Here is a 23133-nt window from a genome sequence, read left to right on the forward strand (position 1 = left end):
GGTGGGGTCCAGGCCCTGCACCAAGACGTGGGCAAAGTAGGACGGATCTTCGCGCCGGCACTGTTACCCTGCGGCCAGCGGGAGGAACCTTTGGCAGCTCTGGAGACCTTCGTCCTACCAAGACAGCACGCCGGTCGTATCACCCTTCACAAGAACGTCCTTGAGCAGCTCGCCTCGCCGGAGATGGTCCTGCTCGACTGCACGGCCCGGCCGTACCGGCGCGGCCGAACGACGGGAACGCTCGTCGAGGCTCCCGGAGCGCCCTCCATCCTGGTCGTGCCCAGGCCCGTGAAGCCCCCGGACGACGTGGACGCCGTCCTCTGGACGGAGGGAGGTGCCCTTCCCACTTCTCGGGCGGACGTCGAACACCTCAGGGCGCGCTGGGTGCAGCCGAAGTTCTCCCGCCACATGCCGCTTCCCGAGGACGCACGCGAACGTGCTCTGGCCTCCTGGCGCGACCGCTTCCGCTTCGTGGAGGAGACGGTCCTGGAGGACGGGCGCCTTCAGGAGGGGCTGCGCTCGCCACAGATCGGCGCACTCCACGCGGCGCTCGCGCACTGGAAGATGACGAACGAGCCCGCGACGGTCGTCATGCCGACGGGGACGGGCAAGACGGAGACGATGCTGGCCCTGCTGGTGCAGCAGCGCCTTGAGCGGCTGCTGGTCGTCGTTCCGAACGACGCGCTCCGAACACAGATCAGCGAGAAGTTCCTGACCCTCGGGCTGCTCAAGAAAGTCGGTGCGCTGGACCCCACGTGCCAGCTTCCCGTCGTGTGCAGACTCGACCACGCCCTTCAAAACACCCAGCAGGCCGACGACGTCTTCGGGCCCTGCAACGTCGTGGTCACCACGATGGACGTGCTGCGCCTGTGCGGTGATGACGCCAAGGCCCGCATCGTCGCCCTGTGCTCGCATCTGTTCATCGACGAGGCACACCACATCGGGGCGAAAACTTGGAAGCAGACGCGGGAGCTGTTCCTGGACAGGAAGATCCTCCAGTTCACTGCCACACCGTTTCGCAGCGGCCGTGAGCCCATTCCGGGCAGGGTGATCTTCAACTACCCCCTCCTCAGGGCGCAGGAGGAGGAGTACTTCAAGCCCATCCTCTTTCGGCCGGTCTCGGCTCTGGACCGGGATCAGGCAGACGAGCTGATCATTACGAGGGCGCTGGAAACCCTCGACGCGGACCTGGCTCCCGGCGAGGATCGGCCCGCTGGCTTCGACCACCTGGTGATGGCCCGCGCCGACAACGTGCGGCGGGCCGAGGAACTCCATGCCCGGTATGCGGAGGCCTGCCGCGGGAAGCCGTACGGGGCGGTCCTCGTGTACCACGCCATGTCAGCGCAGGACAAGCGCGCGGCCCTGGAGGCCCTGGCGCGGCGCGAGGCGCGGGTGGTCGTCTGCGTGAACATGTTCGGGGAGGGCTTCGACCTGCCGAACCTGAAGATCGCGGCGATGCACGACATCCACAAGAGCCTCACGATCACCCTGCAGTTCACCGGACGGTTTACCCGGGCGAGCCGGGCGCTGGGGAACGCGACGCTGATCGCGAACGTGAGCCTGGCCGAGGTGCAGGCGGAACTCCGTGACCTGTACGCCGAGGACCCAGACTGGAACGTCCTGTTGCGGGTCCTGAGTGCCGAGGCGTCCGGACGCCAGGAACAGCTGATGGACTTCCTGGACACGTTCCAGAAGACCGAACGGGCCCTCCCCATTCAGAACATCTCGCCCAAGATGAGTGCCGTGGTCTACCGGACCACCTGCCCCATGTGGGACCCCGACCACATCACGGACGTGGTCGCCGAGGACCGGCTCTACGCCCCGCCCACCATCAGCCACCGGGAGCACGTCGCCGTGTTCGTCACCCGGGACCGGACCCCGGTGGCCTGGGGTGACTTTCACACCCTGCAGAACGTGATCTGGGACGTGTCCATCCTGCACTGGGACGCCGAGCGGCACCTGCTGTACGTCCACAGCTCGGACCTCGACGAGATGCCCGACAGGCTCGCCAGGGCGGTCACCGGCGGCACGGCGGAACGGGTGGTGGGCGAGACGACCTTCCGCTGCCTGCACGGCATCCAGCGCCTGACGCTCACGAACCTCGGCCTGAGCAGCACGATCCGTGGAGCGGTGCGCTTCACCATGTTCATGGGCTCGGACATCGTCTCCGGCCTCGCCGAGGCCTCTACCCAGGACCGCACGAAGTCCAACATCTTCGGGTTCGGGTATGAGCGGGCCGAACGGGCCAGCGCCGGCTGTTCGGCGAAGGGGCGCCTCTGGTCCTACCAGATCGCCCCGACCGTGTACGACTGGATGCGCTGGTGCCACTCGCTGGGTGCGAAGTTGATCGACGATTCCATCGACGTGAGCGGTCTTCTGGAGCGCGCCATCAAGTGGCGGACGGTCGAGGGCCGTCCCCGGGCGGTGCCGCTCACGGTGGAGTGGTCCGAGGACATCCTGGCGAGGCCGGAACAGTCGATCACGTTCGAGCTGAAAGGAACGGCCTCGCACCTGTACGAGACGGGCCTGGCCGTGACGACCTTCCAGGAGGACGGGCCGCTCCGCTTCAGGGTCTTCACCGAGGAGCACTCCGTGGAGTACGAGGTCGTATTCGGCGACGATGTGGGCTACCGGCCGGTGAACGGCGTGGAGGTGCTGGTCACCACCGGCAAGGCGGAGAAGAACACCCGTGTCCCGCTGTCCGAGTGGCTCGTCCGATATCCGCCGACCACGTACTTTCATGACCGGACCGTGATGTGGGGCCGCCTGATCGCCCACCCGGCTCCCGTGACGGCGCCCTTTTCGACGGAGCGGGTGGAGGCCTGGGACTGGACGGGCACGAACATCCGCGCGGAGTCGCAGGGCCCCCACCGCGACCCGGCGACCGTGCAGTACCGGGTTGTCCAGTGGCTGCTCGGGCAGGACTTCGACATCGTGTTCGATGATGACGACACCTGGGAGGCGGCGGACATCGTGGCGATCAAGCTGCACGACGACCGGCTGGTCGTCCGGCTCTACCACTGCAAGTACTCGGGCGAGGACCAGCCCGGCGCCCGGGTCGGCGACCTGTACGAGGTGTGCGGCCAGGCACAGAAAAGCGTGCACTGGCGCGCGGACGTCGAGGGACTTTTTCAGCACCTGCTCAAGAGGGAGGGGGAACGGCAGGCGCGTCACGGCACGACGCGGTTCGATCTCGGGGATGCGGCGACCCTGCGTGCGCTGGGACGCAGGGCACGGTACCTCCGGCCCGAGTTCCACGTTTCGGTCGTGCAACCTGGTGTTTCCAAGCGCAGGATCTCCGATGCTCAGTTGAATCTGCTCGCTGTCACCGAGCTGTACCTGCAGGAGACTTACGGCATCACGTTCGGCGTGATCACGAGTGATTGAGCGTTCGACGTGTGGGGGACCGGTGCGGGTTTTTGACGGTTTCGACGCTCGCCCACCCCATCCTGAAGGGTGCCGACCGAGCCCACAGGTTCTCAGTCTGTGCTTACAGCGCCCGGGCGATGGCCTCCACGGCACGCAACCCCTGTCCGAAGCGGGCCATCGCCTCGCGGTGCCGCTCCAGCTCGCTGTAGGGCAGGTAGCGCATGTTCAGGTGGGACACCGCCTGGAAAGCGGGGCGGCGCAACTGGTCGCGGACGTCCGACTCCCGGGCGTCGGGGGCCACCAGGTAAAGGCCCTGGACCGCCCGCTCGGGGGCGCCCAGGGCCAGGTCGAGCATCCGCACGATCCCCGAGTAAATCGAGGTGGTGTGCTCCACCTCGAAGGCGGCCGCCGGGGCGAGCGTCCCCCGCTCGAACCACACCACGTCGATCAACCGCACCGCGTCCGCCCCGGGTGTGCCCGCGATCCCGGGCGGAAGGGTGTCGAGGCACCCGTCGCCCAGGCGACCACCCGCGTAGGCCCGCGAGCGGTCGTTCGCGGCGATCCACACGTCGAAGCCCAGCGCCCGGCCCAGGTCGCGCAGCCAGCCCTGCACCTCGATGTGGGTCCGGTCCCCCTCCCGGGCCGCGGCCAGCGCCTTGCTGGCGCTCGCCGACTCTTCCCGCACCTTCGCCAGGTCCGCCTGCCAGGCACTCAGCGCCGCCCCGTCATCCTCACGGGGCGGGGGCGTGTATCGCCCGCTGCCCAGGTCGAAGAGCAGCCCCGCCACGGCGCCCAGGTCGTTGGACAGCAGGCCCCGGTGCGTCCCGTTCAGCCGCAGCATCCCCTCCCGCAGCGCCAGGTATTCCTCCCACTTTCCGAGCTTCACCTTGGCCCCCGTGAGGGCGTTGTAGCCGTTCACGATGGCGGTGTTGAAGGGCGGCATGTGCGTGGGGTGCAGGAAGTACAGCAGGTTGGCGGCGGCCGGGCCCAGGCCCTTGATGGCCCGGCGGTCGAGCTCGCGGATGGCGCGGATCAGGTCGTCGCCGCCCGTGCAGCACGCGCAGGTGTCGAGAAAACGCCCGAAGGCCCGCTGGTGGTCGGGGTTCTCGTAGATGTCGGGGATGCGCAGCTTGGGCTTCCACAGGAAGGCGTGGTCGGCGCCCTTGAAGATCTGGCGTTGCTCGGCGATGGAGTGCACCACCGTCTCCAGGGAGGAACCCCGGTACTGGGTGCCGAAGCTCCCTGCCTCGATCTCCTTCACCACGGTCTGAAGGCCACGGCGGATGGAGCGAAAGTTCTTGAGGCGTTCCTCCCACAGGAACCAGGTGCGGTAGGTGCCGCCAGAATCGTCGCGCCAGTGCCGGATCAGCGTCTCGAGCGTCTGCATGGGGATGGTGTAGCACAGGGATTTCCAGCGGCCGGGCGAAAGTGGGGGAGGGTGTGGTCTCCGGTCGCCGGGTCCGGGCGTCCTCCCCCTTCTCGTCCGGGGAACCCTCGTTCCTGCCACCTGCCCACGACCACGCCGCGGTTGAACGCATCACGGCTGCCAGCCTCTTCTTTTACATGGTCTTGAGGCTCGGGTGACCTTTACACGAATTGAACACAACGCTGCCTACGCTGACAGGGCGACGATTTCTTCACACCGCCGCGCCGCCCACGGCCGCCCGCCCTCACGTTCACGACCAGGAGAGTGCCCATGCCGCAGAACACCGCCCGGATGCTCCAGACCCACCCTAGCCCTGCGAGCGTCTTCGACCAGGGGGCACTTGCGGAGTGCATCGACGCCTGCTTCGAGTGCGCGAACATCTGTACCTCGTGTGCCGACGCCTGCCTGGGCGAGCAGGGGCACCTCTCGCACCTCGTCCACTGCATCCGCCTCAACCTCGACTGCGCCGACGTGTGCGCCGCGACCGGGCGGGTCCTCTCGCGCCTGACCCAGCCCGACCAGAACGTCCTGCGCGCCCAGCTTCAGGCCTGCCTCGCCGCGTGCCAGGCGTGTGGGCAGGAGTGCGAGATGCACGCCCGCGACATGAACATGCAGCACTGCGCGGTGTGCGCCGAATCCTGCCGCCGCTGTGAACAGGCCTGCCAGCAACTCCTGGGGAGCATGAGCGCATGAACAAACTGATCCTGACCCTCGCCCTGATGGCCCTGCCCGTGAGTTCCGCCCAGGCGGGCGGCAGTCAGGGGGGCACGGCGGCAACCATGTCCACGACCATGATCATTCAGATGCAGTCGGACATGCGTGCCCGGATGCAGCCCATGCTGGAGGACCTGCGCCGCCTGTCCGGCACCGCCTTCGACCGGGCGTTCTTTTCCATGATGATCCCCCACCACCAGAGCGCCATCGAGATGAGCCGGACCGCGCTACCCCGGCTGCGCGACCCGCTCGTCCGCGCGTGGGCGCAGGGCATCATCGACGATCAGCAGAAGGAGATCGCCGAGATGCAGGCCGAGTTGCAGCGCCTGGGGGGCGTGGACACGGCGCGGCAGAACCGAATGCGTCAGGCCATGTCGGGCATGGGGCAGAGGATGACCCAGATGATGTCCCAATCGCAAAGCCCCGACCACGCGTTCCTGGAGATGATGACGCCCCACCACGGCTCGGCCAACGAGATGGCGAACATCGCCCTGCAAAACGGCCAGACCGACCATGTGCTCGACATCGCCCAGCGCATCATCATGACGCAGGCCGACGAGATGCACGACTTCAAGGACTGGCTGCGCACCCACCAGTAAGGCGATTCCCTCCGGGGCACCTGCCACGCGTGTGGCAGGTGCCCCCTCGTGTGGTGCACACGGGTCCTGCCGTCAGGGGGTCCGCCCGACGCTCCCCGTCGAGGACACCAGCCTGGCCTGAGAAGGGGTCCGGCGCGCGGGAGGCTGGAGTTCCCCGAACCTGGGCGTCGCCCGGCCGTGGCAGGGGGCAAACTCCCCGCCGTCCGCCCTGCCGCCTTAACACAAAGGCAACACGAGGTCCGTACCGTGTCCGGGTGACCTTTTCACGCCTCCTCTGGCCCGCCCTGCTGCTCGCCCCGGTGGCGGGCGCCGCCCCCTACGCGCAGCAGACCAGCTTCGGCACCCCGTCCCCGCTGATTCAGGCCGCGCAGGCCCGGACCAGCGTGAAAGCCACCTGGGAGGCGCTGCCCCAGCCCCGCGGCGGCCAGCTCGAGAGCGGCGTGGTGGAGGTGGCGCCGTTCAACGAACTCGTCCCCAGTTGGAACGTGACGGGACCGGGAGAGAGCCCCCTGACGCTGGAGGTGCGCGTGCGGCGGCCCGACGGCCGCTGGACGCCGTACTTCGGGTTCGGGACCTGGCGGGCGGCAGGACCCCGGGCCAGTCAGCCGGTGACGCGCACGGCGGACGGCACGGTGAACACCGACACCCTGACCCTCCCCTTCCGCGCCGCGGCCTTCCAGTACCGCGTGACGCCGGGGGCGGGGCTCCAGGTGCGCCTGCTGTCGTTCAACACGTCGGACAGCGCCCTGCGCCTGCGGGACCAGGGCCGGGGCGGGCAGGCGATCTCCTGGAACAGGGTTCTGGCGGTCCCCGGGCTCTCGCAGATGATCTACCCGGGCGGGGGGGAGGTCTGGTGCAGCCCCACCAGCATCTCCATGATCCTGGGCTTCTGGAACCGCCCCGTGCGGGTGCCGGACGCCGCCAAGGCCACCTTCGACACCCGGTACGACGGCTTCGGGAATTGGCCCTTCAACACCGCGTATGCTGGAACTCAGGGTTTGCAGGCCCTTGTGACGCGCCTGGGCAGCCTGCGAGACGCCGAGGCGTACCTGGGGCAGGGGCTGCCGCTCGCGGTGAGCGTGCGCTTCAAAGCGGGCGAGCTGCCGGGCGCGCCGCTGTCCTGGTCGAACGGGCACCTGATGGTGCTGACCGGCTTCGACGCGCAGGGCAACCCGGTGGTGAACGACCCGGCGGCGAGGAGCGACGCGGGCGTGCGGCGCATCTACCCGCGCGCCGTCTTCGAGCGGTTGTGGCTCAGCCACGCGGGCGGCATGGCGTACGTGATGGCCCCTCTCCCCGGAGTCCTGTCTCAGGACGGGCCGAAGTAGTCTAACCGCATGGCCTGTCTCACGGCCCGCATCGTTTCGGCCGCCACCTCCCGCCCGCGCCCCGTGCCCTCCCGCACGACCCGCTCCACGTCGCCCCGGTGCCGCGCGAACTCGGCCCGCCGCGCGCGGATGGGCGCCAGGGTCGCCTCCAGCAGATGCCGTTTGACCCGCACGTCCCCCAGTCCCCCGCGGCGGTAGTGCGCCTTGAGGGCCGCCACCCCGGCCCGGTCCGGGTCAAAGGCGTCGAGGTACGCGAATACCGGGTTCCCCTCCACGGTCCCCGGGGCCTCCACCCGGAGGTGGTTCGGGTCGGTGTACATTCCCCGCACCTTGCAGGCCACCTCGTCAGGCGGGTCGGACAGGAAGATGGCGTTGCCCAGGGACTTGCTCATCTTCGTCTTGCCGTCGAGTCCGGGGAGGCGCGCCACCTCTCCCAGCAGGGCCCGGGGCTCGGTGAGCACGGGAGCGTAGAGGCGGTTGAAGCGCCGCACGATCTCCGCCGTCTGCTCGATCATGGGGAGCTGGTCCTCCCCCACGGGAACGAGATGCGCGCCGAAGGCCGTGATGTCCGCCGCCTGGGAAACGGGGTACACGAAGAAGCCGGCCGGGACGGACTCGCCGTACCCCTTCTGGGCGATCTCGGTCTTGACCGTTGGGTTCTGACGCAGGTGCGAGACCGTCACGAGGTTCAGGTAGAGCACGGTCAGCTCGGCGATCTCGGGCACCTGGGACTGGAGGACGAAGGTGGCGACCTCGGGGTCGAGGCCCACCGCGAGCTCGTCGAGGGCCACTTCCATCACGTTGGCGCGGACCTTTTGCGGGTGCTCGAAGTTGTCGGTGAGGGCCTGCACGTCGGCGAGGAGGACGTAGGTCTCGTAGTCGTGCTGGAGGGCGACGCGGTTGCGCAGGGAACCCACGTCGTGGCCGAGGTAGAGGGGGCCGGTGGGCCGGTCTCCCGTCAGGATGCGCTGCTTCATGTGCGGTCTCCTTGAACCCAAAAGAAAAGGTGCCCAGCACGTCCCCGGCGCACGCGAGAACACGCGGAGGTCACCCGGTCACCAGCGGGGCCACCGCGCGCATTCAAGCTCATGGCGGTCACTGGAGCAGGGCGCGGGTCGGTCCGCTGGTGGTGCGGCCCGGGTCCTCACCGCCTCCGGCGTGGCCTGGGCCGTTGCAACTTCATCCCCTCCCCGGTGAATCGGCGATGCCAGAACGCGAACTGCCGTTGCCGCTCGGGGGTGGCCGCCTCGCGCGCCAAACCATAGGGATCGTTAAGCTGCGGGGGCACACGCTCCGGGCGCGGGGTGCTGGTGCCAGTGACCTGGTCGAAATCCTCCCAGGTGCTCCAGCTGGGGGCCTCCCGCTGCTGCTGGCCCGCACTCCAGGCGAGGTCACGCAGATGCTGTTCGCGGGTGACGTGCAGAACGACCGAGCTGTTCACCCGCGTGGCCGCTTCCACCTCCTCCAGGAGGGCCAGGGCTGGCCTCCTGGTGTCGTAGTCCAATCCCGAGAGGGCCTCCAGCGGGGAGGAAAGGTCAAGGTGCGCGCCGGGGTGATGCGCTCGCCGCTCCTCCACCTGGGCGTGCCACTGGGCGAACACGATCAGGTCGACCATTCGCAGCACGGGCACGACCCGGGCGTTGAAAAAGCCGCTGAGGCGGTAATGACGGGGCAGGGTCAAGAGGAAGCGCGCCGCGTGGTAGGCCGCTTCGTCCGTCCCGGGGGCCGCGTCGAAATACTCCCGCCAGCGGTCGAGCGCCACGTCGGGCTGGCCCAGTTTCTGGTGGGCCACCCCCAGCTCCCGCAGGCAGTCGAGGTCTCCCAGGGCCGCGCCCTTCTCCAGGGTCTTGAGGCCCTTGTTCACGTCGACAGCCGTTCCGTACCCGCGCAGGAGGCTGGCACCCAGCCGGGCATGGGCTTCAGGCAGACCCGCCTTGGCGGCGGCCTCGTAGTACTTCAAAGCCTCGTACCTGGACTTGGGAACGCCCCGTCCCAACTCGTGCGCCTGGCCCTGCTCGTACAGTTCCCGCGCCCGGTGTTGCCCCTGAAACTTCACCCGTTCGCGGGCGTCACGCTTGATGGGATCGGTGAGGAAGGTGGTGGCGCCGTACAATCCCTGGAGGCGCAGTTCCAGCAGGGTGTCGATGGCGAAGGTCGGGGGAATTCGGAAGAACTCGCGGCCCCGGCTCACCCGGTAGTCCGAGAGGGCCGCGTGCATGTGCTGTTCGGCGCCGTGGACGTCCTCGAAGTTGGCCTCGTAGGCGACGATGAAGTCAGTGGGGACGCCGCTGGCCCCGGCGAGTTCCCGTGCCCGTTCGGCGGCGTCCCGCGTGGTCAGGCCGACCTTGACCAGCCCCGGCATGCTGGGGTTGAGCAGGACATACAGGGTTCCGGCCTGGTTCAGGGGCGATCACCGTGTCTTCTGCCTGGCATAGGTCGTCTCTCAGCTTGACACGCCGTGGCGCGTGTCCGGGCAGGTTGCCCCACGGCCGAAGCGTGCGTTTCGGTACTGGCCCCCGGCGTCAAAGACGAGCCACGAGGGGAGCGGGGAGCAGTGGGTGTTGACCCTTGCCTCCGGGTCGGCCTCGCGGCCAGGAACAGCGGGCCGCCCGCTGGGGAGGACACCCTCTCAGGTGTACTTGAGGGCTTCCATCAGCTCCTCGACGATCTCCACGCTGTCGCCGCGAGTCGAGGCGGTGGCGACATGCGCTTCCAGGTGGCCGCGCAGCACGACCTCGCCCGCCCCGGACAGGGCGCCCTGCACGGCCTTGATCTGCCGCAGCACGTCCACGCAGTACGCGTCGTCCTTTTCCAGCATGGCGACGATGCTGTCGAGGTGGCCCCGGGCAATCTTCAGCCGTCGGGCGGCGCGTTTGCGCGCGTCCTCGGGCATGCACAGGTGGCCCGTGGACGGACTGCCCGGGTGGCAGGTGGCGGGGTCGGCGTTCGCGGTGGTCACGTTAGCCGCGCACCTGGGCACCGTAGCCCTCTTCGGCCACTGCCGCGATCAGGGCCTGGGGGTCGGCCTCGCCCTGCACGGTGGCCGTCCCGCCCTGGAGATCGACGCGGACGTCCTGCACGCCGGGGACGCCCTTGAGGGCGTTCGTCACGGCCTTCTCGCAGTGCCCACAGCTCATACCGGTCACGTTCAATTGGGTCGTCATGCCCGAAGCTTATACCCTACCGGGGGGGGTGTCAAGGTGGAGCGCCGGACTGGAGAGGATAAGGGGTGGGTGACATCCCTTACAGCCCTTGTCGAATCTTCCTTGTTGCCGTATGCTTTTCGTATATCCCCCTAGGGGGGATCAGGAGGAAGGCATGAGCAAGACCATCGAGCTGGGCGTGCAGGGAATGACCTGCGCCAGTTGCGTGGGCCGGGTGGAACGGGGCCTGAGCAAGGTCGAGGGAGTGGAGAGCGCCGCCGTGAATCTGGCGACCGAGCGCGCCACCATTACCTATAATCCAGAGCAGGCCGCGCCGCAGGCGTTGATTGCCAAGGTCAAGGACGTGGGCTACGAGCCCGTCGTAGGCGAAATCGAGCTGGGCGTGCAGGGGATGACCTGCGCGAGTTGCGTGAGCCGGGTCGAGCGGGCCCTGAAGAAGGTGGACGGGGTGCTGGACGCCAGCGTCAACCTCGCCACCGAGCGCGCCTCGGTAAGGTATCTGCCATCCAGCGTGAGCGCGGGGCAACTCAAAGCGGCGGTGAAGGGCGCGGGCTACGAGGTGCTTGAGGCTCAGGCCGGTCAGGACCGCAGCGACCTGGAACGTGAGGCGCGCGAGCGGGAAACGCGCTCCCTGAGAAACGCGGTGGCCTTCAGCGCCGTCTTCGCCATCCCCCTCGCCATCCTGGCGATGGTCCCGATGCTCGTGCCCGCCGTGAACGACTGGTTGATGAATACCTTCGGGCATAGGGTCATGACCACCCTGAACTGGGTCATGCTGGCCCTCGCGGCTCCTGTGCAGTTCGGCCCCGGGATGCGCTTCTACCGCCTGGGCTGGAAGGCCCTCAGGAACAGGTCGCCCGATATGAACTCCCTGGTCATGATCGGCACCTCGGCGGCGTTCTTCTACTCACTGGTGGTCACGCTCGCGCCGCAGGTCTTCCCCGAGGGCACCGCGCACGTGTACTACGAGGCCGCTGCCGTCGTGATCACCCTGATCCTGCTGGGCAAGTATTTCGAGGCCATCGCCAAGGGCCGCTCCAGCGAGGCGATGAAGAAGCTGCTGAGTCTCCAGGCGAAGACGGCGCGGGTGGTCCGGGGCGGCCAGGAACTCGAACTGCCCACGGACGAGGTGCTGATCGGCGACCTGATCTCCGTCCGACCCGGCGAGAAGATCCCCGTCGACGGCGAGGTCATCTCGGGTAACTCCTTTGTCGATGAGTCGATGATCACTGGTGAGCCGATTCCCGTCGCCAAGCAGACCGGCGCGGCGGTCGTCGGCGGCACCCTCAACCAGAACGGCGCCTTTCAGTTCAGGGCGACCAGGATCGGGGCGGACACCGCTCTCGCGCAGATCATCAAGCTGGTGGAGAGCGCCCAGGGCAGCAAGCCCCCGATCCAGGGCCTCGCAGATAAGGTCGTCTCGGTGTTCGTTCCCATCGTCATCGTGATCGCCGCCCTGACCTTCCTGATCTGGATGCTGGTGGGCGGGAGCACTGCCCTCTCGTTCGCCCTGGTCACGACCGTCGCGGTGCTGATCATCGCCTGCCCCTGCGCGATGGGACTGGCGACCCCGACCAGCATCATGGTGGGCACCGGCAAGGCCGCCGAACTGGGCGTCCTCTTCCGCAATGGCACGGCGCTCGAAGGGCTCCAGAGCGTGAACGTGGTGGCCGTGGACAAGACCGGCACCCTGACGAAGGGCAGGCCCGAACTCACCGATCTCGTGACCGCGCCCGGCTTCGACCGCGCCGAGGTCCTGGGACTGATGGCCGCCGCCGAGGAGCAGAGTGAGCACCCTATCGCCCGCGCCATCGTGGACGCGGCGAAGAGAGAGGGCATCGCCATCCTCCCCCTCGAAAGCTTCGAGGCGGTGCCCGGGTACGGGCTGGAGGCGCGCGTGGAAGGCCGCCTGGTGCAGGTCGGCGCCGACCGCTACATGCACCGGCTCGGGCTGAACGTGGATCAGTTCGCCGCCCAGGCCGAACGGCTCGGGGACGAGGGCAAGAGTCCGCTGTACGCGGCCATAGGCGGCCAGCTCGCCGCCGTGATCGCCGTGGCCGACCCGATCAAGGAGGGCAGCCCCGAGGCGGTCCAGGCGCTGCACCGGCAGGGCCTGAAGGTGGCGATGATCACCGGGGACAACGCCCGCACGGCGAACGCCATCGCCCGGCAGCTCGGGATCGACGAGGTGCTCGCCGAGGTGCTGCCCAGCGGCAAGAGTGACGCCGTCAAAGAACTCCAGGCGAAAGGCAGCAAGGTGGCCTTTGTGGGAGACGGCATCAACGATGCCCCGGCGCTCGCCCAGGCCGATGTAGGCCTCGCTATTGGAACTGGAACTGACGTGGCCGTAGAGACCGCCGACGTGATCCTGATGAGCGGGGACCTGCGCGGGGTGCCGAATGCGCTGGCGCTGAGCCGCGCGACGCTGCGCAACATCAAGCTCAATCTGTTCTGGGCCTTCGCGTACAACATCGTGCTGATCCCGGTCGCGGCGGGGGTGCTGTACCCGGCCTTCGGCTGGCTGCTCAGCCCGGTGCTGGCGGCGGCGGCGATGGGCTTCTCCAGCGTCTTCGTCCTGACCAACGCGCTGCGCCTGCGCGGCTTCCGTCCGCCCGTGCGCCCTGATCCCGTTCCGGTGGCCGCGTCCAGGCCGACTCCTGCGCGTGCCTGACCCTCAACAGGGCCGTTGCCGGCCGGCAACGGCCCACCCCTCCCTGTTCAGGAGTTTCCTATGACCAAGCTCACCGTCGGCCCCTGGATTGCCTCGCAGAAACTGCCCAGCCGCGACCTGGGCCGCGACCGCCTCGCCTTTCTCGAACGCACCCGGGTGCGGCAGGATCCGCAGGCGGTCGCTGGGTTTCCCCTGGTGGGCCTGGGCGGCAGTTGCGGGAAGCCCTGCTTCGCCCTGCCCTACGTCCTGACCTGGACCGACGACAACAGCCGGCGCCTGGAGGATGTGGCCGCCGAGTTCGGGTGCTACGTCGAGTACGGCGTGTATCCTCACCTGAAGCTGCACGAGAACGACCAGGAGGTGGCGGCGGTGCAGGACTGGACGACCTTTGCGACGGTCTACCTGCGGCCCGGGTACGAGCGGGCCGAGGAGTTGCTGGTGCGCCTGGCGGAGACCCTGGCACCGCCAACCCACTGAGCACTCCCGGCATAGGTCACGGCCAGCAATGTCGCTGGCCGTGATGTTGTGGATAGAACTCTCCAGCCTGCGGTCGTGCCGCTCCTGCATTGGGCATCTCGCGGCCCACCGCTGTCCGCCTCCAGGTCCGATTACGGTATCAGCTGCCCGACCAGCCTGGCCAACTCGCCGTAGTGGGCCAGCTTGGTCTGGAAGGGCATGCGCGCCAGGCCACTCGGTGAGGGCAGCACGAAGTCCACGACGCCCTCGATCAGGGCCTCCTCCTGCCTTCCCCACGGGGCCCGTGGTCTTCCCGCCGCCGGCAGGTACACGCCCTTTCCGGTGTACGCGACGATAGGAATGTCATGGCGGGTCACCAGTCCCTTGAGGTGCGGCACCCCGGCACGCAGCTCCGCACGGGTCAATTCGGCGGCGCTCGCGGTGGGCCGGGCCACCAGGTTGGTCGAGCCCAGGCCCCACCGCAGCATCAGGCGGTCTTCTTCGGGGCGCAACAGGTGTGGGGTCAGGCCAGAGGCGGCCAGCAGCCGCCAGAACCCGTTGCCCCGCCCCGCGTAGTGATGACCGATCTGCGCCGCGCGAAGGCTGGGGTTGAAGCCGACGAACAGCACGCGCACGCCCCCTCCCACCAGGTCCTGCAACCCGGCTGGGGGAATGTCGTCCCGGTCCTCTATCAGCCTTGGTCACCTTGCCGGGACCCGTTCAAGCCGCTACAGGTCGTACAGCAGCACGGCCAGGTCGAGGCGGAGTGTCCGGTCCTGCGGATGGCTGAGGCGGAAACGGAAGCGGCGCTGGGCGAGGTCGATCTCGCGCTCCTCCACGTCCTGTGCATGGGCACGCACGGTCGCCAGGATTTTCGCGGCGACGGCCGAGATGTCCCGGGTACGGTTGAAGACGACGACGGCGGTGAGGAGGTCACGGGACGTGAGGTACCCCAGCAACTGATCAACCGTTTCCAGGAACATCTTCTCGCCGCCCCAGAACTTGCATTCTCCGACAAAGGCGGTCTGGCCCCCGTACTGCACCAGGAGGTCCGTCTTGCCGGTCCAGTTGAAGGTCTCTCCCGTCGCCTGGCCCGGGAAGTACATGTTGAGGGCGGCGAGCAGGACGTCGCGCAGGGCCTCCTCGCCCAGCTCCCGCACGACGGTGTTGCTGCGCTCCAGGCGCCTCGCAAAGCGGTCGAGGGCCTCCAGCACCAGGGCGTAGTCGTGCTCGGGAAGCAGGGCGGCCTGCTGCGGATGGGGCAGGGTTGGGCGGCCAAGGAGGCTGAGCTCAGCCCTTTCGCGCGCTTCAAAGAGGTGACGGGCAACCCTCGACGGGTCGAAGGTGGAACCGAGACCGTGCAATTCCGCCTGGCGCAACGTCTAGGCGAGCTGTCGGCGACGCTCCTCCAGGATGTTCAGGATGCCCTGCAGCAGACGCTTGTTGTAGGGCCCGACTTCGGCCTCGACCTGGGTCAACCACCACTCGAACGGCTTGATCCTGCCCGCGACGGTGGGCAGGTAGGTCGAGGGGTTGTACTGGCTTTCGAGGAACCGGTCGGTGAAGACGAGTTGACGCCCGGCCTTGTCGAGTTGCGCATGCGGAGGGCTCAGCGTGAAGTGTGACGGCTGATATTCGAACAGGTCCGGTGTTCCCCGGAACGGGACCAACACCCGCACCTGCGTTCCCCGGTACCCCTCACGGGGCGCGGGAAGCCCAGACGAGAAGAACCCGGGCAGGCCACGCAGCTCCTGTGGGCTGAGCGAGACGCCCTTGGGCCCGTCGATCACGGGCTTCCCGAGGACGGGCGTCACCAGTCGGTGGTTCTCGGCGAGACGCTCGGCCTCGGCCGTCAAGTCGCCGTACAGGAGCGTCTGATCGTCCAGGCGCCGGGCCTCGTCCAGGGCCGCCTGCTGACGAAGGCGGAGGTGCTCGCGGAGCGAGGATTTCGTGAAGAGGGTTCGCGCCGTCACGTCCTTATCCTGAAGGGAGGGCCCCGGGGACTCAATGGTGCGGGGAGACGGCCCACGGAAACGGGCGTTGCGGGCACGGCCCAAACGCCTACAGCAGAGCGAACTCTACCGTGCAACACGGTGTGCCCGGATGGCGCTGGGCAAAATGAACCGGCCGAGATGGCGTGCCGCAGGTGCTTGCAGGGCGATCCCCCGCTCTCCCAGGGGCTGTCTACTGACCCCAGCGACTTCGACTTCCAGGGCCGGCCTCCTCGTTCACAGGGCACGCTGAGGAGAGAACACTCTGGTGCTTGCCCGTACCGGCCCTCGCCCCACCGGGTTCCCGGGTCGTGGCAGATCTTCGACAGGAGGCCCCCACTGTGGCGGCATGGAATGATTTTCAAGACAGCCTGGCGCCTATGTCGCCATTCGACCTGTTGTGTGGGGTCGCCGCTACACAGCTCTACCCCGAGAACGCTGACCGACTCTTGCGCCTCGAAGCGCTTGCACAAGCCGCTCTGTCCCTGCCGGGGGCGGCGGGTGGGCGCAGCCCCTCGGTGGACGAGTTTCGCCGGCTCGCCGACAGGGCCGGCGCGGTCTCGGGCTTTTCCATGATGGAGGACCCCTCTGACAACGCCTTGACCGAACACCTGATCGTAGAGGCTGGGGATTTCGTGGTGTTTCCCGGCATCGAGGAGGAGGCCGTCCACAGCGTGGAGCAGCTGCTCGCGGCGGCGCTGACGCTGCTTCGGCGCGGAGCCGGGACGCCTGAACTCGGCCCTGTGGTCCGCTCGTGCGTGGCGCTCCTCGCGTTGAGCGGCGAGGTGGACCGCCGCCGGGGTCAGGCCCCTGTGCCGGGTACGCCCTCATCCAGCGTGTTCCTTCCGGAGGACGGCAGTTTCGAAGTCCTGAAGGCCGCCGTCACGTACACGGAGCGGGACCTGGCCGGCGTGCTCGCGGCCCTGGGGTTGCGCGTGAGCGACCTCGCGCCATTCATCCTGCAACCGGCGGGCGGTCCAGCGGGTGCACCGGCGCTGGACGGTGGTCCGCTCGCCCACCGGCCCCTGGTGATCATCGAGGACAGGTACGTCTTCTTCCCGGTCGGGCACGTGCTGAGAGCAGTGCGCCACCTGTTGCTGACTCCCAGCACCTTCACGGCGGCGCTCGAGGCCGCGTACCACGACCTCGCCTGGCAGGGGGTGAGGCTCTCTCTGCGCCGCATGGGTCTCCTCTATCCTCTGGCGGCGTTTGCGGGCGTCGACCTGCCGCTCGTGCGCACCCGCGCCTTTCAAGTTGAGGGTGACAAGGTACTGCACCTCGCGCTGGTCGGCGATCCTTTCCGCAACTACCGCCCGGATGACCGGTTCGAGCCCTCGGACCTGAGTGAGTTGCAACCTCACCTCGACGGGAGCTACGCCGCCCTGGAGGCCCTTTACCACGCCCTCCCCGAGGAGGAGCGGCCACAGGTCTTCTCGCTGGTCGTCTTCGAGGGCCTGGGCAACGCAGCCCTGTTGCCCAGCCTCAGTGTCGAGACCCCATACGCCCTGAGTGTGGGGGTGTCCGACCTGGAGGTGATGTCGTATGACTTCGAGCGCGACCCGCTCGGCCTGCTGTACTTCGCGCAGGCGGTGGGCGACCTGTACCGCCGGCAGCGGGTGGGCATGGTGGGCACCCTCGACCTGTTCGACGCCTACCGCCGCCACGGGCGAAGCTTCTACCTCTCGGACCAGGCACCTCCGGCGGCGCTCTTCCTGATGCCGGGGGGCGCGGGGAACGTCCGGCGCGAGCGGCGGGCCGAACTCGCCGCCCACGGCGTGCCGTACGGTCCGGTTTGGACCCGGGTCACGAATTACCACCGTGATCCGGGCGTCGCCCTCTTCCAATCGCTGGAGATGTTGCGCGGCGGCCTGATCAACCTGCTGGCCGAGGGAGACGCGCTACGAATCTGGGTGGTGGCCCAGCACGAGGAGGCGGTGGACGTGAACCTGCCGCTGATCGCCGAGACGCTCGCGTTCTGGCTGTGGCAGCTCGCCCCCCACCTCGAAGAGGATCTGGCGGAGGCTGGACCGCACCTGTTGCGGGTCGTGATCCTGCCGGTCTCCACACTCCCTCCCGACCCGGAGGCGCCGCTGACTGGCCTGCGCGTCCTGCCCGACACGCGTGGCCGCACGGTGCTGTTGCAGGTGGACGAGACGTTCACGGCCAACTTCACCACCGCGGACAACCTTCCGGAGCGCACCCTGATGCGTATGGTGCTGGGTGCACTCGAGGAGGTCATGGTGGCCCACGGGCTCCTCAGCGCCTCACCCGACCTGGAGGCGGCCATCGCCCGCGTGATGGGCGACCCGGCGAAGAAGAAGATCAGCGTGCTGCGCGATGTGCCAGTCCTGTTCGGGGGCGACGAGCTGCCGCGCGCGCGGGTCTTGCAGGAACACCAGGAGAGCCGCTCGCTGGACTTCCTTGCCAATGCCCTGGGGGCAGACTTTCCGGTGGGCACCCTCCGGGAAGGGGCGGAGGCCCCCGCGCTCCTCAACGCCGCCGTGGGGAAGCTGTACGGGGAGTTCGTTCGCCTCGCGGGGACGCTCGACGCCGGCCGGGCCCTGCCGTACTTCGTGCGGCAGCACGAGGCGACGGTTCAACAGACGGCCAGCCGCCAGTTCACGTTCGATTTCACCCGCCGCTGCTACGCCGATTACCCCATCATCCAGCAGCGCCTGCGCGAGGAGTACGGCCGCAACAACCGCACGGCCATCGCGTCGCGGTTCGTGATCGAGTACCTGACGGCGCAGCCGCCGCAGGGGGAGGATGCGCCGACCCTGGAGATGTACGACCGCCTGATCGCGCTCGCCGCCCTCATCCATGCCTTCGGCACGAACAGCGACCTTGCCTTCCACCGGCTGGCGCAGGTGACCGCCGAGATCCTGCCGTCCGGTCGGCTCGCCTCCGACCGGGGCGCTTACGAGCCCGCGAGGACGGCCTTCGAGGCCAACATGTTCGACGACGTCACGCGCGAGTCCCTGAGCCTGGCCCGCTCGTACCTCGGTGACCCGGCCTCCGGGTACGAACTGCCGGACCGCGCTGCGCTGGACGTAGCTTTTGAGCGCGAGACGGGCTGGACGCTGGGGGACACGCTGGAATTCCTTGAGACTGTCAGCGCTCTTCCCGGGGGTGGGGTGCTCCCACGGCAGATGCCCCTCCCCGACTTTCTCCGCACCGTCGCCCAGGCCCTGAGCTGGGACGAGGGCAAGGTGCGCGCCTTGCTGGACACGCTGAGCCTGACGCCGCGCCCGAACTTCCTGCGCCCGCCCAAGCCCTGGCGCCCCGAGGACGTCCAGCCGTGGCGCTTCAACCGCCGGCTGTCCTACCTGCGCCGCCCGGTCCTCCTGCTGGAAGGCGAGGCTACCCCCCAGGTGGTGTGGGGACCCCGGGCCGTCGCCTCCACCTCACACTATCTGCTGGACCTGCTGCAAAGCGGGCGCTTCAAGGCGGACAGTGTGGAGTTGCGGCAACTCCTTGGAGAAGTCAACCGCAGCCGGGGGCGAGCCTTCAACCGACAGGTGGCCGCCTTCCTGAGGGCCCTGGGCTTCCGACATGTCCAGGAGCAGGCGAAGGTGTTCGGAAGGGTGCGCATGCGTGACGAGCACGGCCTTGATCTCGGCGACGTCGACGTCTTCGTGGTGGACGACGTGCGACGCAGGGTGTACTGCGTGGAGTGCAAGAACTTTGCGGTGGCGCGCACCGCCGCCGAGACCCACGCCCTCTTCGAGCGGCTGGAGCGCGGAACCGAGACGGAACGCTCCATCGTGGAGCGCCACGAGCGGCGCGTCCACCACGTGCGGCGGCATCTGCCGGCCATCCTGGAGCACTTCGGCCTCCCTGCGGGGGACTGGGAGGTCGAGGGCTTCATCGTCTTCAACCACGATTCCGTCGCCTACTACCTTTCGAGCGCGGCTCTGCCCGTGCTGTCGTTCGAGCAGTTCGTCCGGCGAATGGAACGCGGTGTGGCGCGCGGGGTAGCGCTGCCCGAAACAGAGGGCACGCCATGATCAGGCAAAGCGGCCCGGGTGGAGAGAACCTGGAACGTCCGGTCTTTCCACCGTTCGCGCTGCTGGTCTGCGGGTTAGGAGGGCGGCTTGGTCGCCAAGCTGTACCGGATGGTGGTGTGGACCAGGGACCCACTCAGTACAAACTCAGCGGGTCGACCGGCGTTCCCTGGACCATCACCCGGTAATCCAGGTGAGGTCCTGTGCTGTTGCCGGTGCTGCCCACCCGCGCGATGACCTGCCCGGCCTCTACGCGCGCTCCCACCTGGGCCAGGTTCTCGCTGTTGTGGCTGTAGCGCGTCAACATGCCGTCGCCGTGGTCGACGACGACGGTCCAGCCCCACCCGCTCTGAGCGTCGAAACGGGATTCGGTTACCACCCCTGGCCGGGCGGCCCGGACAGGCGTACCCACGGGTGCCGCCAGGTCCACGCTCGGGTGGCGTTCGAGAAAGGGGGTGGTGACGCGGCCCTGCACCGGCAGCACGGGGGTCACCCGAATGGACGCCGCACGCACCGTGGGGGTGGTCGTCTGGCGCGTGATCGTCCCCTGCGCGGGCAGGGTGAGGCGCTGCCCGACGAGCAGCGGGCGCCTGGGATCGAGCCCCGGGTTGGCCGCGAGCAGCGCCGCGAGCGTCGTGCCCTGGCGCCGCGCGATCAGGGAGAGCGTGTCTCCCCGCCGCACGGTCCACCCGCGCGGGGGCGGAGCGGACGGCAGGTTCAGGCGCGCCCCCGCGATTAGGGCCCCCGTCCGCAGCGTGGGGTTGGCCTGGACCAGGGCCTGCTCGGAGGTGCCGTGCCGCACCGCGAGTCGGGTCAGGGTGTCGCCCGGTTGCACCGTAACAGTCGCCGCCAGTGCGGAGCCAAACCACAACAGGGCGAGGGTCAAAAGTAATTTTGATCGCATGAACGGGGGCAGCTTGCCCTAGCCGTGTAAAGATCCTGTAAAGATCGGTCGGAAGGAACCGTTTGCAGGCGAAGGCGGCCCGTTGCCCACGAACAAAAAGCGCGTGCCCCTGCTGCAGGGACACGCACCTGGACGAGAGAACGTTACGCGCCGCGCTTGTTCAACCACAGGCGGAAGTCGTACATCTCTCCGGCCTGCGCCGTGACGATGTCCCGCGCGAGCTTGAGAACGCGGGCGTCGCTGCTCTTCTCCAGCGCCATCTGCGCCATGTCGATGGCCGAGGAGTGGTGGGGCAGCATGCCCTGCACGAAGCCCACGTCCGGGTTCCTGGCCTTTTTCACCGCGTCGGCCATGCCGCTCATGCCGCTCTTCATCATGTTGGCCATGTTCGCGTCGCTGCCTCCGTAGACCTTCAGCAGCGTGTTCATCTGCGCGATCTCACGGTTCTGGTCCTTGATGATGGTGTTCGCCCAGGTCTTCACCGTGGCGTCCTTGCTCAGCGGCAGGACGGCCCGGGACATGTCCACGGCCGCCTGGTGGTGCGGGATCATCATGCTGAGGAACGCGCGGTCGAATGCCTTGCCCTGGAGCTTCTCGAGGCCGCTCATGTCCATCTGCATGGTCATCCCGGACATGCTGCCGCCGGACATCTGGCTGTGGTCCATCCCACCCATACTGCCCTGGGCGAGGGCGATTCCGGTGAGCAGGGCGGCCGTGCCGCCGATCAAAAGAGAATTCCGCTTCATGACCCCAGGCTAGAGCGGGTGTGTAAAGTTCGTGTAAAGCGCGTCCAGGTGAGGGAAACCTGAAGTTCAGGGTGGTGGGAACACCCCCCCGAACAGAGGTGACAGCATTCCCGATCCGGGTTGTTCCTGAGTTGATGCGAGCCTGACCTTGGGTGACGGGCATCAGCGGGCAGAAGTGCGTCTTCCGCCCCCAGCTTTACACGAGCTTTACAGGTCCTGCGTAGCGTCTGAGGACCGCTGGGCTGGCCCCGGCGACGGAGGTGGCATGGACCCAGTATTCCTCAAGATCGGCAGCTTCACGATTGCCTGGTACGGCGTGCTCATCACGCTCGGCATCGTCGCAGGCGTGTGGGTGGGCACCCGGATGGCCCGTCAGCGCGGCCTGAACGTCGACCTCTTCAACGACATGATCCTGTGGATGATCGTCTGGGGCCTCGTCGGCGCCCGGCTGGTCTTCGTCCTCACCTCCTGGGAGCAGTTCGCCAGTATCCCCTTCCCGCGCGTGCTGCTCGACATCATCAACCTCCGGCAGGGCGGCATCTCCATCCACGGCGGGCTCATCGGCGGCATCCTGGTGCTGATCTACTACACCCGGCGTTACAAGCTCAACTTCTACGAGTACGCCGACCTGTGCGTGCCCGGCGTGGCCTTCGGGATCATCGGCGGGCGCATCGGCAACATCATGAACGGTACGGACACGGTAGGCCGGGTGACGGGGTGGCCCGTCGGCTACCGCTGGCCGGACTCGGCGCGCGCCTTTCACGAGGGCATGTGCGTGCGCAACCCCAACCCCGACATGGACCTCTCGCGCTACTGCCAGGAGATCGGCGGACAGCTCGTGATGACGGCCCCCGTTCACTTCACCCAGCTCTACGGGGTGATCATCGGGATCATCCTGGCGGTCGCCTCGTACTTCTGGCTGCGGTCGCGCAAGGCGGGCTGGGCCTTCTGGCAGTTCTGGCTGTGGTATTCCATCCTGCGCGCCGGATTCGAGGAGACCTTCCGACTCAACCCCCTGGCGATCAAGTCCTACCTGAGTCAGGGTCTCCAGGCCCCCGGCATCGGCTTGTGGACGGACACGCACCTGATCAGCATCCCCCTGATCATCGTCAGCATCTTGATGCTGCTACGGCTTCGCAATCGGCCGGACACGCGACCGGCTGGCCGCTTGGTCGGCCCCTCTTCCCCAGCAGCCGAACCCACTCCAGTGGAGCGCCCATGAACCGACCCACCTTTTCCCCCATCCATCCTGCCCGTGCCCGTTCGCTCCGGATCCTGGTGCTGGCCCTGCCCGCCCTGCTGGCGGCCTGCTCTTCGCGGGACCTCGCCGGGGTGCAGAAGTTCACCTTCCAGGCGGGGGATCACCGCGAGGGCCGGCTGGTGTACGCGCAGACGCCGCCCGCCGGGGGGCCGCACAACCCGTCCTGGCAGAACTGCGGCGTGTACACGTCGGCGCTGTATAACGAGTACGTCGTGCACAGCCTGGAGCACGGCGCGGTGTGGATCACGTACGGGCCGACCCTTTCCCCGGAGGACGTTCGAACCCTGGCGGGTCTGGCCCAGGGCCGCACGCACGTCCTCGTCTCCCCGAACGGGCAGCAGACCGCGCCGGTGGTCTTGACTGCGTGGGGCGCGCAGCTTCCGGTGGACGGGGTCGGCGACGCCCGCATCCGGGCCTTCCTCGACAAGTACGAGCAGGGCCCGACCACGCCCGAGCGCGGGGCCGCCTGCACCGGCGGCTACTCGGGCACCCTGTGAAGG

General features: G+C 68.2%; 19 protein-coding genes. 9 read left to right on the top strand and 10 right to left on the bottom strand.

Features of this window, described 5'->3' with window-relative positions; translation table 11 throughout:
• Positions 1-183: 183 nt before the first annotated feature.
• Positions 184-3387: a DEAD/DEAH box helicase gene (locus tag IC605_RS22410; protein WP_216329164.1), complete on the top strand. Its 3204-nt coding sequence runs from the start codon at positions 184-186 to the stop codon at positions 3385-3387.
• A 103-nt stretch (positions 3388-3490) separates the two neighbouring features.
• Here the strand turns inward: IC605_RS22410 and IC605_RS22415 are convergent, their stop codons facing one another.
• A complete protein-coding gene (locus IC605_RS22415; protein WP_246581186.1) occupies positions 3491-4756 on the bottom strand; it encodes a type II restriction endonuclease in 1266 nt (421 codons plus the stop codon).
• A 309-nt stretch (positions 4757-5065) separates the two neighbouring features.
• Between IC605_RS22415 and IC605_RS22420 the strand changes: the two genes are divergently transcribed.
• The 3 genes from IC605_RS22420 to IC605_RS22430 all read left to right on the top strand — a co-directional run bounded on the left by IC605_RS22420 (position 5066) and on the right by IC605_RS22430 (position 7436).
• Positions 5066-5488 carry a four-helix bundle copper-binding protein gene (locus IC605_RS22420; protein WP_216329166.1) on the top strand — a complete coding sequence of 141 codons (423 nt, stop codon included), beginning with the start codon at positions 5066-5068 and terminating at the stop codon, positions 5486-5488.
• Positions 5485-6108 carry a DUF305 domain-containing protein gene (locus IC605_RS22425; RefSeq protein WP_216329168.1) on the top strand — a complete coding sequence of 208 codons (624 nt, stop codon included), beginning with the start codon at positions 5485-5487 and terminating at the stop codon, positions 6106-6108. Before IC605_RS22420 ends, IC605_RS22425 begins: the two co-directional genes overlap by 4 nt.
• 254 nt (positions 6109-6362) lie before the next feature.
• Positions 6363-7436 (top strand): peptidase C39 family protein, encoded by a 1074-nt coding sequence (locus tag IC605_RS22430; protein ID WP_216329170.1) that lies wholly within the window; start codon positions 6363-6365, stop codon positions 7434-7436.
• On the opposite strand, the gene trpS is transcribed toward IC605_RS22430, so the two are convergent.
• The 4 genes from trpS to IC605_RS22450 all read right to left on the bottom strand — a co-directional run bounded on the left by trpS (position 7418) and on the right by IC605_RS22450 (position 10600).
• Positions 7418-8413 (bottom strand): tryptophan--tRNA ligase, encoded by a 996-nt coding sequence (trpS, locus tag IC605_RS22435; protein ID WP_216329171.1) that lies wholly within the window; start codon positions 8411-8413, stop codon positions 7418-7420. The two genes, IC605_RS22430 and trpS, sit on opposite strands and share 19 nt — an antisense overlap.
• Before the next feature lie 167 nt (positions 8414-8580).
• On the bottom strand, positions 8581-9840 hold the full coding sequence (locus IC605_RS22440; RefSeq protein ID WP_343216698.1) for a GIY-YIG nuclease family protein: 1260 nt from the start codon (positions 9838-9840) through the stop codon (positions 8581-8583).
• Between the two features lie 225 nt (positions 9841-10065).
• Positions 10066-10329, bottom strand: a complete 264-nt coding sequence (locus tag IC605_RS22445; protein ID WP_102124984.1) for a metal-sensitive transcriptional regulator — start codon at positions 10327-10329, stop codon at positions 10066-10068.
• Between the two features lie 67 nt (positions 10330-10396).
• Complete coding sequence (locus IC605_RS22450; protein WP_216329176.1) at positions 10397-10600, bottom strand: CopZ family metallochaperone; 204 nt, start codon at positions 10598-10600, stop codon at positions 10397-10399.
• 154 nt (positions 10601-10754) lie between these two features.
• Here IC605_RS22450 and IC605_RS22455 point away from each other — a divergent pair, with 154 nt between their 5' ends.
• A complete protein-coding gene (locus IC605_RS22455) occupies positions 10755-13271 on the top strand; it encodes a heavy metal translocating P-type ATPase (protein ID WP_216329178.1) in 2517 nt (838 codons plus the stop codon).
• Positions 13272-13331: 60 nt separating this feature from the next.
• The gene (locus IC605_RS22460) at positions 13332-13748 is read left to right on the top strand and encodes a hypothetical protein (RefSeq protein WP_216329179.1); all 417 of its coding nucleotides are present in this window, start codon (positions 13332-13334) and stop codon (positions 13746-13748) included.
• A gap of 131 nt (positions 13749-13879) precedes the next feature.
• Here IC605_RS22460 and IC605_RS22465 read toward each other — a convergent pair whose 3' ends face one another.
• The 3 genes from IC605_RS22465 to IC605_RS22475 all read right to left on the bottom strand — a co-directional run bounded on the left by IC605_RS22465 (position 13880) and on the right by IC605_RS22475 (position 15700).
• The gene (locus IC605_RS22465; protein WP_343216695.1) at positions 13880-14362 is read right to left on the bottom strand and encodes a mismatch-specific DNA-glycosylase; all 483 of its coding nucleotides are present in this window, start codon (positions 14360-14362) and stop codon (positions 13880-13882) included.
• A gap of 93 nt (positions 14363-14455) precedes the next feature.
• On the bottom strand, positions 14456-15091 hold the full coding sequence (locus tag IC605_RS22470; protein WP_216329181.1) for a hypothetical protein: 636 nt from the start codon (positions 15089-15091) through the stop codon (positions 14456-14458).
• A gap of 18 nt (positions 15092-15109) precedes the next feature.
• Positions 15110-15700 carry a hypothetical protein gene (locus IC605_RS22475; protein ID WP_216329183.1) on the bottom strand — a complete coding sequence of 197 codons (591 nt, stop codon included), beginning with the start codon at positions 15698-15700 and terminating at the stop codon, positions 15110-15112.
• A gap of 398 nt (positions 15701-16098) precedes the next feature.
• Between IC605_RS22475 and IC605_RS22480 the strand changes: the two genes are divergently transcribed.
• Entirely contained in the window at positions 16099-19725 is a 3627-nt protein-coding gene (locus IC605_RS22480) for a hypothetical protein (RefSeq protein ID WP_216329185.1), read from the top strand.
• A 133-nt stretch (positions 19726-19858) separates the two neighbouring features.
• Here IC605_RS22480 and IC605_RS22485 read toward each other — a convergent pair whose 3' ends face one another.
• The gene (locus tag IC605_RS22485; RefSeq protein ID WP_246581187.1) at positions 19859-20608 is read right to left on the bottom strand and encodes a peptidoglycan DD-metalloendopeptidase family protein; all 750 of its coding nucleotides are present in this window, start codon (positions 20606-20608) and stop codon (positions 19859-19861) included.
• A gap of 161 nt (positions 20609-20769) precedes the next feature.
• Positions 20770-21372: a DUF305 domain-containing protein gene (locus IC605_RS22490; RefSeq protein ID WP_216329189.1), complete on the bottom strand. Its 603-nt coding sequence runs from the start codon at positions 21370-21372 to the stop codon at positions 20770-20772.
• A gap of 265 nt (positions 21373-21637) precedes the next feature.
• On the opposite strand from IC605_RS22490, the gene lgt reads away from it, so the two are divergent.
• Both lgt and IC605_RS22500 read left to right on the top strand, forming a co-directional pair.
• A complete protein-coding gene (gene lgt, locus IC605_RS22495) occupies positions 21638-22594 on the top strand; it encodes a prolipoprotein diacylglyceryl transferase (protein WP_216329191.1) in 957 nt (318 codons plus the stop codon).
• Positions 22591-23130, top strand: coding sequence for a thioredoxin-like domain-containing protein (locus tag IC605_RS22500; protein ID WP_216329193.1), 540 nt, complete (start codon positions 22591-22593; stop codon positions 23128-23130). Before lgt ends, IC605_RS22500 begins: the two co-directional genes overlap by 4 nt.
• The last annotated feature ends 3 nt before the right edge of the window (positions 23131-23133 follow it).

The sequence above is a fragment of the Deinococcus aestuarii genome (assembly GCF_018863415.1).
In the GTDB taxonomy this organism is placed as follows: domain Bacteria; phylum Deinococcota; class Deinococci; order Deinococcales; family Deinococcaceae; genus Deinococcus; species Deinococcus aestuarii.